The organism is Streptomyces sp. NPDC044033 (assembly GCF_056434425.1).
On sequence record NZ_JBWKFF010000004.1, the window covers coordinates 133,483 to 145,639 of the forward strand.

The 12,157-nt window shown below is 71.2% G+C and carries 13 protein-coding genes and 1 pseudogene; 5 read left to right on the forward strand and 9 right to left on the reverse strand.

Annotated features, from left to right (window positions below; all coding sequences use genetic code 11):
* The first annotated feature begins 35 nt into the window (after positions 1-35).
* Positions 36-1,157 (forward strand): epoxide hydrolase family protein, encoded by a 1,122-nt coding sequence (locus tag AC07AB_RS10020; RefSeq protein ID WP_478563001.1) that lies wholly within the window; start codon positions 36-38, stop codon positions 1,155-1,157.
* 275 nt (positions 1,158-1,432) lie between these two features.
* Here the strand turns inward: AC07AB_RS10020 and AC07AB_RS10025 are convergent, their stop codons facing one another.
* Positions 1,433-2,176: an SDR family oxidoreductase gene (locus AC07AB_RS10025; protein WP_478563003.1), complete on the reverse strand. Its 744-nt coding sequence runs from the start codon at positions 2,174-2,176 to the stop codon at positions 1,433-1,435.
* A gap of 158 nt (positions 2,177-2,334) precedes the next feature.
* Here AC07AB_RS10025 and AC07AB_RS10030 point away from each other — a divergent pair, with 158 nt between their 5' ends.
* On the forward strand, positions 2,335-3,282 hold the full coding sequence (locus AC07AB_RS10030; RefSeq protein ID WP_478563005.1) for a LysR family transcriptional regulator: 948 nt from the start codon (positions 2,335-2,337) through the stop codon (positions 3,280-3,282).
* Here the strand turns inward: AC07AB_RS10030 and AC07AB_RS10035 are convergent.
* The gene (locus AC07AB_RS10035; RefSeq protein ID WP_478563008.1) at positions 3,266-4,081 is read right to left on the reverse strand and encodes a class I SAM-dependent methyltransferase; all 816 of its coding nucleotides are present in this window, start codon (positions 4,079-4,081) and stop codon (positions 3,266-3,268) included. The genes AC07AB_RS10030 and AC07AB_RS10035 overlap by 17 nt on opposite strands.
* 210 nt (positions 4,082-4,291) lie before the next feature.
* Between AC07AB_RS10035 and mshA the strand changes: the two genes are divergently transcribed.
* The gene (gene mshA, locus AC07AB_RS10040) at positions 4,292-5,665 is read left to right on the forward strand and encodes a D-inositol-3-phosphate glycosyltransferase (RefSeq protein ID WP_478563011.1); all 1,374 of its coding nucleotides are present in this window, start codon (positions 4,292-4,294) and stop codon (positions 5,663-5,665) included.
* Between the two features lies 1 nt (position 5,666).
* The gene (locus AC07AB_RS10045; RefSeq protein ID WP_478563573.1) at positions 5,667-6,179 is read left to right on the forward strand and encodes a type III secretion system chaperone family protein; all 513 of its coding nucleotides are present in this window, start codon (positions 5,667-5,669) and stop codon (positions 6,177-6,179) included.
* Here the strand turns inward: AC07AB_RS10045 and AC07AB_RS10050 are convergent.
* Positions 6,127-6,468: a YkvA family protein gene (locus tag AC07AB_RS10050; protein ID WP_478563013.1), complete on the reverse strand. Its 342-nt coding sequence runs from the start codon at positions 6,466-6,468 to the stop codon at positions 6,127-6,129. The two genes, AC07AB_RS10045 and AC07AB_RS10050, sit on opposite strands and share 53 nt — an antisense overlap.
* Positions 6,469-6,721: 253 nt before the next feature.
* On the opposite strand from AC07AB_RS10050, the gene AC07AB_RS10055 reads away from it, so the two are divergent.
* Entirely contained in the window at positions 6,722-8,398 is a 1,677-nt protein-coding gene (locus AC07AB_RS10055) for a glycoside hydrolase family 55 protein (RefSeq protein ID WP_478563016.1), read from the forward strand.
* Positions 8,399-8,404: 6 nt separating this feature from the next.
* Here AC07AB_RS10055 and AC07AB_RS10060 read toward each other — a convergent pair.
* The 6 genes and pseudogenes from AC07AB_RS10060 to AC07AB_RS10085 form a co-directional block, all read right to left on the reverse strand.
* Positions 8,405-9,188, reverse strand: a pseudogene (locus AC07AB_RS10060) (MFS transporter); the annotation flags it as partial.
* A 7-nt stretch (positions 9,189-9,195) separates the two neighbouring features.
* Positions 9,196-10,164, reverse strand: a complete 969-nt coding sequence (gene hemC / locus AC07AB_RS10065; RefSeq protein WP_478563019.1) for a hydroxymethylbilane synthase — start codon at positions 10,162-10,164, stop codon at positions 9,196-9,198.
* Positions 10,161-10,637: an NUDIX domain-containing protein gene (locus tag AC07AB_RS10070; RefSeq protein ID WP_478563022.1), complete on the reverse strand. Its 477-nt coding sequence runs from the start codon at positions 10,635-10,637 to the stop codon at positions 10,161-10,163. The genes hemC and AC07AB_RS10070 overlap by 4 nt, the downstream gene beginning before the upstream one ends.
* 484 nt (positions 10,638-11,121) lie before the next feature.
* A complete protein-coding gene (locus tag AC07AB_RS10075; protein WP_478563025.1) occupies positions 11,122-11,424 on the reverse strand; it encodes a DUF7848 domain-containing protein in 303 nt (100 codons plus the stop codon).
* A complete protein-coding gene (locus tag AC07AB_RS10080) occupies positions 11,421-11,591 on the reverse strand; it encodes a hypothetical protein (RefSeq protein ID WP_478563028.1) in 171 nt (56 codons plus the stop codon). The genes AC07AB_RS10075 and AC07AB_RS10080 overlap by 4 nt, the downstream gene beginning before the upstream one ends.
* A 110-nt stretch (positions 11,592-11,701) precedes the next feature.
* Positions 11,702-11,944 (reverse strand): hypothetical protein, encoded by a 243-nt coding sequence (locus tag AC07AB_RS10085; RefSeq protein ID WP_478563031.1) that lies wholly within the window; start codon positions 11,942-11,944, stop codon positions 11,702-11,704.
* Between the last annotated feature and the right edge of the window lie 213 nt (positions 11,945-12,157).

The window sequence follows — 12,157 nt, forward strand, 5'->3', positions numbered from 1 at the left end:
ATCCGATAACGCCTTGACCAGTAAGGAGCCTTGCCATGTCAGCCGAGCCATTCGAGGTCAGCATCACCGAAGCCGAGATCGCGGACCTGCGTGAACGATTGCGGCGGACACGGTGGCCCGAGCGCGAGCCGGTGGACGACTGGTCACAGGGTCTGCCGCTGGCGTATGCGCAAGAGCTTTGCCGCAGCTGGGCCGAGGACTACGACTTCGGGTTCGCCGAGCGGCTGAACGCCTTCCCGCAGTACCGCGACACGATCGACGGGCAGGGCATCCACTTCCTGCACGTCCGCTCGCCGGAGCCGGACGCGTTCCCGCTCGTGCTCACGCACGGGTGGCCGGGTTCGGTGCTCGAATTCCTGGAGGTCCTCGGCCCGCTGACCGACCCGCGCGCGCACGGCGGTGACCCGGCGGACGCGTTCCACGTGGTCGCGCCGTCGTTGCCCGGGTACGGCTGGAGTGACAAGCCGTCGACGACCGGCTGGGGCATCACTCGCACCGCGCGCGCCTGGGACACGTTGATGGTCTCGCTGGGTTACGAACGGTACGGCGCGCAGGGCGGCGACTGGGGTTCGGCGGTGTCCGGCGCGCTGGGCGAGGTGGCGCCCGAGCGGGTCGCCGGCGTGCACCTGAATCTGGGATCCGTGGCGGCGGGCACGTTCGGCGACCCGACGCCTGCGGAGTTGGCGAATCGCGAGGCCGAGAAGGAGATGCAGCGCACCGGCCGGGGGTACTCGGCGATCCAGGCGACCCGGCCGCAGACCCTCGGCTACGGCCTCACCGACTCCCCGGCAGGCCAGGCCGCCTGGATCGCCGAGAAGTTCTGGGCGTGGACGGACAACGACGGCCATCCCGAGGACGCGTTGTCGCGGCAGACGATCCTCGACGAGATCTCGGTCTACTGGTTCACCGCGTCGGCCACGTCGTCGGCGCGCCTGTACTGGGAGAGCTTCGCCAACTTCCGGGACAAGGTGACCGCGCCATCCGGACTGTCGGTCTACCCGCGCGACATAACCCGCCCGTCGCGACGGGAGGCCGAGCTGCGGTTCACGGACCTGCGCTGGTTCGAGGAGCTGCCGCAGGGTGGGCACTTCGCCGCGCTGGAGCAGCCGGAGTCGCTGGTCGAGCAGGTACGCGGGTTCTTCCGCCTGTTCCGCTGACGGTCCGTGCCACCTCCTGGGAAGCCCGCGCCCAGGGGGTGGTCCTGTCCGCCCCCCGGTTACCGGCACATCACGTTGCGGGGCGGTGCACTGGGCGAACGTTGTGTCATTTGCTCAGCGGCCGTGTCATGTGGATGGCACTTATGACATCCACATGAGACAGCGCAGGCCAGAGGCCGTAATCCTCGCTCGTCCGGGGGAGACGACGCGGGCGGGAGCGCATGGTGGGCCGCTCCCGCCGGTGACGAAGACCGCTGTCACAGTGAAGACCGCTGTCACAGTTGGGAAGCGCCGCCGTCCACGGCGAGTTCGGCGCCGGTGGTGAAGGTGGCGTCGAAGGCGAGGAAGGCGACTGCCTTGGCGATCTCGTCGGGGGTGCCCACGCGCAGCATGGGGATGACCGCGGCCATCTGTGCCTTCGTCTGTTCCGCCGCTTCCAGGGGCATCGACTTGTTCAGGATCCCGGAGTCGATCGGGCCGGGGCTGACCGCGTTGACGCGGATCTTCCGCGGCAGCAGCTCGCGGGCCAGGCTGCGGGTCATCGAGCGCAGCGCCGCCTTGCTCGCCGCGTATGCGCTGAGCTCGGGAAGGCCCAGCACATTCACGACCGAGGTGGTGAACACCACGCCACTGCCCTCGGCCAGCAGCGGGGCGAGTTTCTGCACCGTGAAGTACGGGCCCTTGGTGTTGATCGTCAGCAACTCGTCGAAGAGCTCCTCGCTTGTCGCCTCGAACGGTGCGAATCCGTTCACACCGGCGTTGGCGAACAGGGCATCGACCGTGCCGAACTCGGCTTTCACGCGGTCGGCCAGCGCGTCGATGTCGGGCAACGACGACGCGTCGCTGCGTACCGCGATCGTGTTGTCGCCGAGCTGGTCGCGGGCGGCATCCAGTGCGGCCTGCTGACGCCCGGTGATGAGCACTCGTGCCCCTTCGCCCACGAGGAGCCGTGCGGTGGCCAGGCCCAACCCGCTGCTGCCTCCTGTGATCACGACGTTCTTGCCCTCGTACTTGCCCACGGTGGACATCCTCTGTTTCAGGAATCGGCTTGCGGATCGTGTCCTTCCGAGGCGGCCTCGGAAGGACAGCATTGAGTCAACAGCCGTCTGCGGCAGGGCGTCCAAGACCTGTTTCGCGCTCCGTCATGCAGGATCGGTATCACGAGTAGGGTGTCCGCATGTCCGATGGAGTTTTGCCCGCTCCGGCGCTCGATCCCGGCCTTGACCTCGACTTGAGGCTGGTGCGGTACTTCACGGTCGTCGCCGAGCATCTGCACTTCGCCCGGGCGGCGGCGGCGCTGCACGTGGCCCAGCCCTCCCTGAGCCGTCAGATCAAGCGGCTGGAGGACGCCCTCGGCGTGCGTCTGCTGGAGCGCACCACCCAGGGCAGCGCTCTCACCGCGGCAGGCGCGGCCTTCCTGCCCCAGGCGCAGGAACTCCTGCACTCCGCCCAGCAGGCGGTGCGGGCCGCACGCGCCGCGGCGCCACCGCGCACGATCACCATCGGGTACGTCGAGGACCTCGTCATCACTCCCGCGGTGCGGGACCTGCGCCGCGGTCATCCTGACGCCCACGTCCGCACCCGTCATCTGGACTGGAACGAAACCCGCGCCCTTCCCGACGGCCGGGTCGACGTGCTTGTCGCCCGCGCGCCGCTCCCCATCCCGGACGATGACCTGAGTGTGACCGCCCTCTATGACGAACCCCGGGTACTCCTCGTGCCCGCATCCCACCGCCTCGCGGCCAAGGAGTCGGTCAGGCAGGACGACTTCGCCGACGAACCCCTGCTGACCTGTGCCGGCATGGCCGCGGTCTGGAGCGGGTTCTGGCGGCTCGACCCCCGGTCGGACGGCAACCCGGCACCACTCGGTCCGCTGCTCGTGGACACCTTCGAGGACAAGCTCGAAGTCGTCGCGGACGGGCGCGCCATCGCCGTCGTGCCTGCGTATGACCGGCGCTACACACTCCGGGACGATGTCGTCGCCATCACCGTCGACGACATCGAACCCTGTCAGGTGGTCGTCGCCAGCCGGGCAGACGACCGCAGCCCGCTCGTAGCCCACTTCCGGGAATCCTCGCGCCGGTTCCTCGAACCCCGGTATGAGGAAATCACCCCCGTGGCGTAAGCGCCTCCCACCGCACCGTGAGCTCCCCCTGCCGCCAGCGGCGCGGCCCGTCCGTCAGGGGCCAGGCGGTCGCGAGGGAGGCGGCCGAGCGGATCCAGCGCTGTCGCGCGCCCAGTGCGGCGTACGGGGCGGCGGACGCCCAGGCGCGGTCGAAATCGCGGAGGAAGGCGTGCACCGGCTCGCCCGGCACGTTGCGGTGGATGAGCGCCTTCGGGAGTCGTTCCGCCAGGTCGGAGGGGCGGTCGAGGGAGGCCAGGCGGGTCGCGAAGGTCACCGTGCGCGGGCCCTCGGGGCCGAGCGCGACCCACACATGGCGGCGGCCGATCTCGTCGCAGGTGCCTTCCACGAGCAGCCCGTCCGGGGCGAGCCGCGCGCACAGCCGCGCCCATACGGCGGCGACCTCAGCCTCGTCGTACTGCCGCAGCACGTTCGCCGCCCGGATCAGGACCGGCCGCCGGCCGCCCGGCAGCGGCACCTCGAAGCCGCCGTGCGCGAAGGTCAGCCCGGCCCTTTCTTGCGGCAGCGCCGCCGCGACGCGCGCCGGATCGATCTCGACGCCGACGACCTCGGCCCCCGCCCGTACGGTCCGCAGCCGGGCCAGCAGCTCGACGGCGGTCCAGGGGGCGGCCCCGTACCCGAGGTCCACCGCGACGGGGTCGGAGCTGCGGAGCAGCGCGGCGGCGTGCGTGGCGGCGATCCAGCGGTCCATGCGGCGCAGCCGGTTCGGGTTGGTCGTGCCACGGGTCGCCGAGCCCACGGGCCGGGTCGGCGCGGGCTGGCGGGCGGGCGGGGCGGGCATGGTGACGAGCCTATGCGGTGCGCCTCCGGGGCCTCCCTGGAGTGTGCCTCCGGGGCCTCGCCGGAGTGTGCCTCCGGGGCCTTGCCGCAACGCGGAGGCGGCCACCCGGGTGGCCAGCGTCACGTTTTGGCAAAACGGAAATTGGAGCTCGTACCTCCGGTGTTGCAAGGCTGACAGCTGTAGCCCGCCTACGCAGGAGGAGCACGTACGGTGAGCCAGTACGTACCGCGGCTCGGCACGCTCCGAGGCCGCACCCACGGCCCGCTCGCCGGGCCGTCGCGGCTGCGCCGCACCCCTCGGCGACCCCGGCGCGTCGCCATGCTGAGCGTTCACACCTCCCCGCTGCACCAGCCCGGCACGGGCGACGCGGGCGGCATGAACGTCTACATCGTCGAACTGGCCAAGCGCCTCGCCGCGATCAACATCGAGGTCGAGATCTTCACCCGCGCCACCACCGCGTCCCTCCCGCCCACGGTCGAACTGGCCCCCGGCGTCCTGGTGCGGCACGTCGACGCGGGCCCGTACGAGGGGCTCGCCAAGGAGGAGCTGCCCGCCCAGCTCTGCGCCTTCACGCACGGCGTGATGCAGGCGTGGGCCGGGCACCGCCCCGGTTACTACGACCTCGTGCACTCCCACTACTGGCTGTCCGGCCACGTCGGCTGGCTGGCCGCCGAGCGCTGGGGCGCGCCGCTGGTGCACGCCATGCACACCATGGCCAAGGTCAAGAACGCCGCGCTGGCCGCCGGTGACACGCCCGAGCCCGCGGCGCGCGTCATCGGCGAGACGCAGATCGTACGGGCCGCCGACCGGCTCATCGCCAACACCGCCGACGAGGCCGAGGAGCTGGTACGGCACTACGAGGCCGACCCCGGCGAGGTCGCCGTCGTGCACCCGGGCGTCAATCTGGAGCGGTTCCGCCCGACGGGCCCCGACGTGAGCGCGAGCCGCGCCGCCGCCCGCGCCCGCCTGGGGCTGCCGCAGGACGCGCTCATACCGCTGTTCGCGGGCCGTATCCAGCCGCTCAAGGCCCCGGACATCCTGCTGCGGGCGGTCGGCGTGCTGCTCGACGAGGACCCCGAGCTGCGCTCGCGCATCGTCGTGCCGGTCGTCGGCGGGCCCAGCGGCAGCGGCCTCGCCAAGCCGGAGGGGCTGCACAAGCTGGCGGCCCGGCTCGGCGTCGCGGACGTCGTGCAGTTCCGGCCGCCGGTCGGCCAGGACCAGCTCGCCGACTGGTACCGGGCGGCGTCGGTCCTGGTCATGCCCTCCTACAGCGAGTCCTTCGGCCTGGTGGCCGCCGAGGCGCAGGCGTGCGGCACGCCGGTCGTCGCGGCGGCGGTGGGCGGGCTCCCCGTGGCCGTACGGGACGGGGCGAGCGGCTTCCTCATCGACGGCCACGACCCCGCCGACTACGCACGGGCCCTGCGCCGCTTCGCCGAGGCCCCGGAACTGGCCGACCGGATGGGGGAGCGGGCCGCCCGGCACGCGCAGTCCTTCGGCTGGGACACCGCGGCCTCGGCGACGGCCGAGGTCTACACCGCCGCGATGCAGGTGCGGCGGCGTCGCCTACGCTCGGCACATGGCTGACATGGCTGACGCGCGGCAGGTCATCGAGGGGACTCTGAAGGACGCCGAACTGGAGTGGGAGTCCCCGTCCAGCGGCACGTACGTGGTGAAGCTCCCCGGCACCCGGAAGCTCTCCACGACCTGCTCCCTGGTGGTGGGCCGGCACTCCCTCTCCGTCAACGCCTTCGTCGTCCGCCACCCGGACGAGAACCAGGAAGCGGTCCACCGCTGGCTCCTGGAGCGCAACACCCGCCTCTACGGCGTGAGTTACGCGATCGACCACCTCGGCGACATCTACCTGGCCGGCCGCCTGCCGCTGGCCGCGGTCACCCCCGAGGAGATCGACCGCATCCTCGGCACCGTCCTGGAGAACGCCGACGGCTCCTTCAACACCCTCCTGGAAATGGGCTTCGCGACGGCGATCCGCAAGGAGTACGCGTGGCGCACGTCGCGCGGCGAGTCGACCAGGAACCTGGACGCGTTCACGAATCTGACCGGGGAGGGTTCCGGGGAGAGGCGCGGGAGCGGAGCTTGATGCCGGTGCCCGCCCCGTCCGTACGCGCCTTCTGCGCCGACGACTGGAGGACGTGCAAGGCGAGCAGCAAGACCCCGATGTCGTCCAGGTAGACGGGATCGGGGAGGAGGTCGACCGGGGAGATCGTGTAGAGCAGGGCGCCCCAGTAGGCGGCCTTGTGTTCAAGTGGAACGCCCGCTTCCTTGAGGATTTTGCGCGCACGGATCAGCCGGGCCGTGAGGAAGACGGCCGCCGCGAATGCCGCTACGGCCGCCAGTCCGGCCAGTACGAGAACAGTCTTCAACTCCATGCTTTAGCTGCCCTCCTGGCGTAGGGGCGGAACCGGTCGGCCTCCGGTCGGGCCGTGGGCCGGGTTCCCTCTTCCGCGTGGGGCAGTCGCCGACACGCCTGGCGCGGTGCTGTTGTACCAAACGCGGCGGCGGTGACCGCCGAAGCCACGCGCGCCGTACCCGTGCACACCCCCTTCCGCCCGCCGCAGCCGCGTGGCATTCTCACATCCGTCGCTCACCTGAACAGCGTTCACATCCATGGAAGGCGGCCTCATGGACCTCACCCGGAGAAACCTCCTCGCCTGCGCCATCGCCACGGCGGCCGGTGCCACAGCCCTCGCAGCGCCCGCCGTTCCGGCGGCGGCTGCCCCGGCCGCCACCCCCGGCCCGCAAGGCCGAAGGCTGTGGCGGGAGTTCACGCGGAACCCCTACGCCCACCCGAACATCCCCTACATCGGCCGCGCCGGCCACTACGGCGGCTCCCGCGACTTCCCCCGCCCTCATGGCCGCGCCGTCAACGTCCTCCACTACGGCGCGAAGCGCGACGGCTCCGCCGACTCCGCGCCCGCCATCAACCGCGCCATCGAGGCCGCCGGACGCCGCGGCGGCGGCACCGTCACCGTGCCCCCGGGCACGTACCGCATCGACGACATCATCCGCATCGGCTACGACAACGTCGTCCTGCGCGGCGCCGGCTCCGCCCGCACCACCCTGCACGCCACCCGCAGCCTCACCGAACTCGTCGGCCCGTACGGCAGCCGCTACGGCGGCGACAAGTCCGGCTGGTCCTGGGCCGGCGGCCTCATCTGGATCTGCCCGCGCGAGCGCTGGCGCTCCCTCACCGACGCGATCGAGGCCGAGGACTGGCCGTTCGAGGGCTGGACCGGCAACAAGCGTGACGAGTTCCGCACCCTCACTGCCATCGGCGCCCCGGCCCGCCAAGGCGACTGGACGGTCACTGTCGCCGACCCGTCGCGGCTGAACCGCGGCGACCGCGTCCTGCTGCGCCTCACCGACGACGACGGCCACACCCTGCTCCAGCACATGGCGGGCGACGTCGAGGGCGCGCGCGGCTACAAGTGGTCCGACAAGACCAAGCTCACCTCGTACGTGCCCTACGAGTGGCCGTGCCGCGTCACCGCCGTGCGCGGCCGGCGCGTCACCCTCGACCGACCGCTGCCGCTGGACGTACGCCCCGCGTGGCAGCCCGAACTCACCACCCTGATCCGGCCGGTGACCGGCTCCGGCGTCGAGGGGCTGACCCTCGACGTCATCGAGACGCCGCAGGCCAAGCACCTGCTGGACAAGGGGTACAACGGCGTCGCCCTCCAGTGCGCGTGGGACTGCCGCGTCGACGACGTGCACGTCAACAACGTCGACAACGGCTTCCTGCTCGTCGCCGCCAAGGCGTGCACCCTGCGCCGCACCCGCGTCTCCGGGCGCGGCAGCCACCACCCGTACTGCTGCCGTGAGGGCTCGCACGACAACCTCGTCGAGGAGTTCGCGATCGACGACCGCACGGTCCCGGCCCCGCCCGGCACGCAGCTGCACGGCATCAACGTCGAGGGGCTCTCCAGCTACAACGTCTGGTCGCGCGGCCGGATGGAGATGGGGACCTTCGACACCCACCGCGGGCTGCCGTTCGCCAATGTGCGCACCGACATCACCGTGGACAACACCGGCTCGCACGGCGGCGACGCGAGCGCCGGGCCGCTGTACGGGGCGCGGTTCACGCACTGGAACGTACGGGTCGTCAACGGGCGGGCGGGGTGCGTGAAGATCGACGGCATCGCGCCGTACAGCGCGACGGCCGGCATCAGCGAGGTCAGGGAGTTCGGCCAGGTGGACGTACCGGACTTCAAGGGGCCGCTGCACGCGCGCGTCGAGTCGTACGGCCACCCGGAGTCCGTACGGCCGCGGAATCTGTACGAGGCCCAGCGGGCGCTCTGAAGCCCCTCACACCACCTGGTCCGCCGGGGCGTTGCGCTCCGGCGGACCGGACACCGCCTCGGGCGCGGCCCCCTGCTCCTCTGGCAGGCTCCGCGTCAGGACCCAGTACCCGAGCGCCGCCACCGTGCCCACGGCCGCGCAACCGCCCCACAGTCAGGCGGCCCCGTACGCGTCGATCACCCGGCCGCCGATGAGCGGCGCGGCCAGCGACCCGACCGACCAGGACAGGGAGTACACGCCCTGGTAGCGCCCGCGCCCGTGCGTGGGGGAGAGCCGTACCACCAGCCCCATCTGGGCGGGCGCGTTGACGACCTCGGCGAGCGTCCATACGGCCACGGTCAGCGCGTACAGCCCGAGCGAACCGGCGAAGGCCCGTCAGCCCGGAGCCGTACCCCGCGAGGAGCGCCGAGGCGACCAGCAGCCTTCTGGGATCGCGGTGTTCGATGAGCCGCGAGACCGGGATCTGGAGCACCACGATGAGCACGCCGTTGACGCCGATCGCGAGGCCGAAGTCCGCGCTGGAGAAGCCGTCCGCGCCCATCGCCACCGGCAGGGCCACGGAGCCCTGCTGGAAGATCAGCCCGATCAGGACCGAGAGCCCGACGAGGCCCATGAAGCGGCCGTCGCGGAACACCGTGCCGAGGTTCACCGACGGCGCGGCGGCCTCCCAGGCCGCCACCGGGGCCTCCCCGGCCGCCACCGGGGCCTGCTCGGGGCGGGACTCCGGCAGCTTGACGAAGACGAGGATCGCGCACGCCATCGTCATCACCGCCTCGATGAGGAGACCGGCGCGGTCCTCAGTGGGGGATGCCCTCGATGATGCCGCGGGCGCCTTGGCGCAGCAGCTCGGCGCAGACGCGTGAGCCGAGTACGGCGGGGTCGTTCAGCGACTCGCCCCAGAAGTGGGCGTGAACGAATTTGCTCCCGTCGCGGGAGAACACCATGCCGCGTAGGGAGAGTTGTCCGTCGGGGTCTGTGGTGCAGTACCCGGCGATCGGGCTGTTGCAGTGTCCGCGCAGTCCGTGCAGCATGACCCGCTCGGCGGTGATCTCTTTCATGGTGCGTTCGTGGTTGAGCTGCTGGAGCAGGTAGGCGACGGCGTCGTCGTCTTTGCGGCATTCGAGGCCGAGTGCTCCGGCTCCGACCGCGGGTAGTACCTGGTCGACGGTGAAGACCTGTCGGCCCCGGTCGGTGATGCCGAGGCGGGCGAGGCCGGCGTGCGCGAGGATCATCGCGTCGGGCTTGGTGTCGATCCTGCGTTTGCCGTCGAGTTTCTCGACCCGGGTGCCGACCGCTCCGCGTACCCGAATGATGCTGAGGTCGGGGCGTACGCGGTTGATCTGTGCCTTGCGGCGCACGGCGGAGGTTGCGACGGCGGCGCCGGCGGGCAGGTCGTCGAGTGTCTGCGCGTCGGACCCTTCGGGGAAGAGCAGTACGTCGCGTACTTCCTCGCGGGGGAGGTAGGCGGCGAAGATCAGGCCGCGGGGCATGGGTACGTCGCCGGGGACGTCCTTGATGCAGTGCACGGCCATGTCGACCTGCCCGCGCTGCAACATAGTGTCGATCTCCTTGACAAACAGGCCCTTCCCGCCGAGCCGCGCGAGGTCGCCTTGCCATTTGTCGGCTTCGGTCGTCACGGACACGACTTCGATGCCGAGGCCGGGTTCGATCTTGCGGAGCAGGCCGGAGACCTGATCGACCTGGGCGAGGGCCATGGGCGAGCTGCGGGTGCCGATGCGCAGCGTTCGGCCTGGGAAGTCGTTCATACCGCCCCTTCGTGTCGGGTCTCACGGTAGACCGGGCTGCCGGGGGTCTGGAGCGGTCCCACGATGCGCGCGGCTATCGCTGGATGCAGCATCGCTTTCGCCTCGGCGCGAGTGGTCCAGCGCCACGCGTCGAGTTCGTCGTGCTGCAACGTGATGCGGTCCGTGTCGGACGCGGTGAGCACCGGGCCGGCGAACAGGATCGCTATGCGGTCGCGGCGGCCGGGGCGGGTGGCTTGCAGCCACTCGACCGCGAACAGGTCGTCTTCCCTCACATCGAGGTCGAGGCCGAGTTCTTCCCGTACCTCTCGCCGAACGGCGTCGAGCGGAGACTCGTTCCGCTCGACGATGCCGCCGGGGAAGTGCCACGGGGCGGCGGCGTCACCCTTATTGGGGTGGACGATGAGCAGGCCGTCATCCGGGTTGGTGATGAGCACGGTGGCGGTGACGGGGTGGCCGGGGGCCGGTGGTGACATGGCTCATCCTTCCGGGGCCCCGCCCCGGCCGTCTCCGCTTCACGGGGCGTGCGACCGGGGCGGGCGTTCTATCCGGTGTGTTTGTCGCTCGGGTGTGTGCCTAGGTGTACTGACTCGTCAGGCGGGGCGGCCGCATGGTGAATGGCAGCGGCGTTGCCGGTGGCGCCGACGAGGTCGTCGACCTCGGGCTCTTCGGCTTCTTCGTCTGGGCTGGGTGCCACGATCTCTCTCGGGTGCCGGGCCCGCCCCGCGACGGGATAACGGTTTCTGGTCGAGGCGGGACGGGCTGTCGCGGTTGCGTGGGTGTCTTCTCCTTTAGGCCCGCCTCCTTGAGTTGCCGGGTGGGGCAACCCCTCTGCGCCGGGCCGTCTGAGTGCACCGACGGAGACGGGAGCCTAGGGGTGGTGGCCCGTGGCGATCACGTACAGCAGCCCGGCGGCAGATGAGACGGCGACCAGGGCCGGCCCCCCGAGCAGGCGCGCCTTCATGCGGCACCACCTCCGGCCGGCAGCGCGGGGCGGGGCGGGATCACAACACCGGGGATCACCAAGCCCGCAGCGGGCGGCGGCTCCAGCGTCACGTAGTCGGCAACAGTCCGGTGGTAGCGGGTGTGCCCGGTCGCCTGGGTGTGGCGTCGCATCCACTCCTCGATCCAGTCCGGGCCGCCGGCGCGGATGGTCTCCCCGCAGTCCCTCTCGTCCCCCGTGACGCAGGTGGCGCCGTACTCCGGATGCGCGGTGGGGTCCTGCTCGAATGTCCACGCCATGTACCGGAAAGTGCGTCTCACTTCCGTCTCCTCATGGTCAGTTCAGCGTCGGGGCCGAGGACCACCCGCAGCAGGGCACTGTTGTCGGGCGCCTCTCCGGCCTCTTCAACGTCCTTGACTCGCAGGGCGAACCGCATCAGCCGCGCTTCGTACCCCCGCGGCTCGGCACGGCGATAGAGGGAGGTCACGGCCGCGTGAGCTTGGCGCCGGTGAGGCGCGATGGCGCGCACAGGCAGAGAGAACTGGCCGTACAGACTCCACCAGTTCTCAACGGCGCGGGAGGCGCGCTGGAGCCGCCTCACTGTCCGCCCCCGGCGTCGGGGCCGCTGACGTCGTTGGCGCGCAGCCGTACGGACGTGTCCGGCCTGCCCTTGCCGGCGCGGTGCACCGCGCAGTCGCAGGGCGGGAACGCGATGGGGCCCGGCGGTAGGTCTACTCCCTCCGCCTGAGTGCTCAGCGGATCGCTTGTCGCGGCCGACGACTTGAGGACAACGAGCGTCCCGTTGATACCCCGTGCGGCCATCAGTCGGGACAGTGCCACCCGCGCCCGGCTCCTCATGAGAACAGCCACTTCAGTCGGCCCAACTCGGTCCGCACGCGCGCGAGAGCGTGGTGATCCCGCCGGCACTCGCTCTCGGCCGGGAAGCCTGGCGGAGCCATGCCCCACGCGCCGCCTGCACGGAGGACTGTTTCGACCACGGCGGCGTGGTCGCTCGGGGGAAGTGCGAATGTCCGATTAGACGGGCGCGAGTTC

Bases quoted from the DNA above. Each gene is read 5' to 3' on its own strand.
- AC07AB_RS10020 (WP_478563001.1), top strand. From the start codon at position 36: ATGTCAGCCGAGCCATTCGAGGTCAGCATCACCGAAGCCGAGATCGCG.
- AC07AB_RS10030 (WP_478563005.1), top strand. From the start codon at position 2,335: ATGTCCGATGGAGTTTTGCCCGCTCCGGCGCTCGATCCCGGCCTTGAC.
- AC07AB_RS10035 (WP_478563008.1), bottom strand. From the start codon at position 4,081: ATGCCCGCCCCGCCCGCCCGCCAGCCCGCGCCGACCCGGCCCGTGGGC.
- AC07AB_RS10045 (WP_478563573.1), top strand. From the start codon at position 5,667: ATGGCTGACGCGCGGCAGGTCATCGAGGGGACTCTGAAGGACGCCGAA.
- AC07AB_RS10050 (WP_478563013.1), bottom strand. From the start codon at position 6,468: ATGGAGTTGAAGACTGTTCTCGTACTGGCCGGACTGGCGGCCGTAGCG.
- AC07AB_RS10055 (WP_478563016.1), top strand. From the start codon at position 6,722: ATGGACCTCACCCGGAGAAACCTCCTCGCCTGCGCCATCGCCACGGCG.
- hemC (WP_478563019.1), bottom strand. From the start codon at position 10,164: ATGAACGACTTCCCAGGCCGAACGCTGCGCATCGGCACCCGCAGCTCG.
- AC07AB_RS10070 (WP_478563022.1), bottom strand. From the start codon at position 10,637: ATGTCACCACCGGCCCCCGGCCACCCCGTCACCGCCACCGTGCTCATC.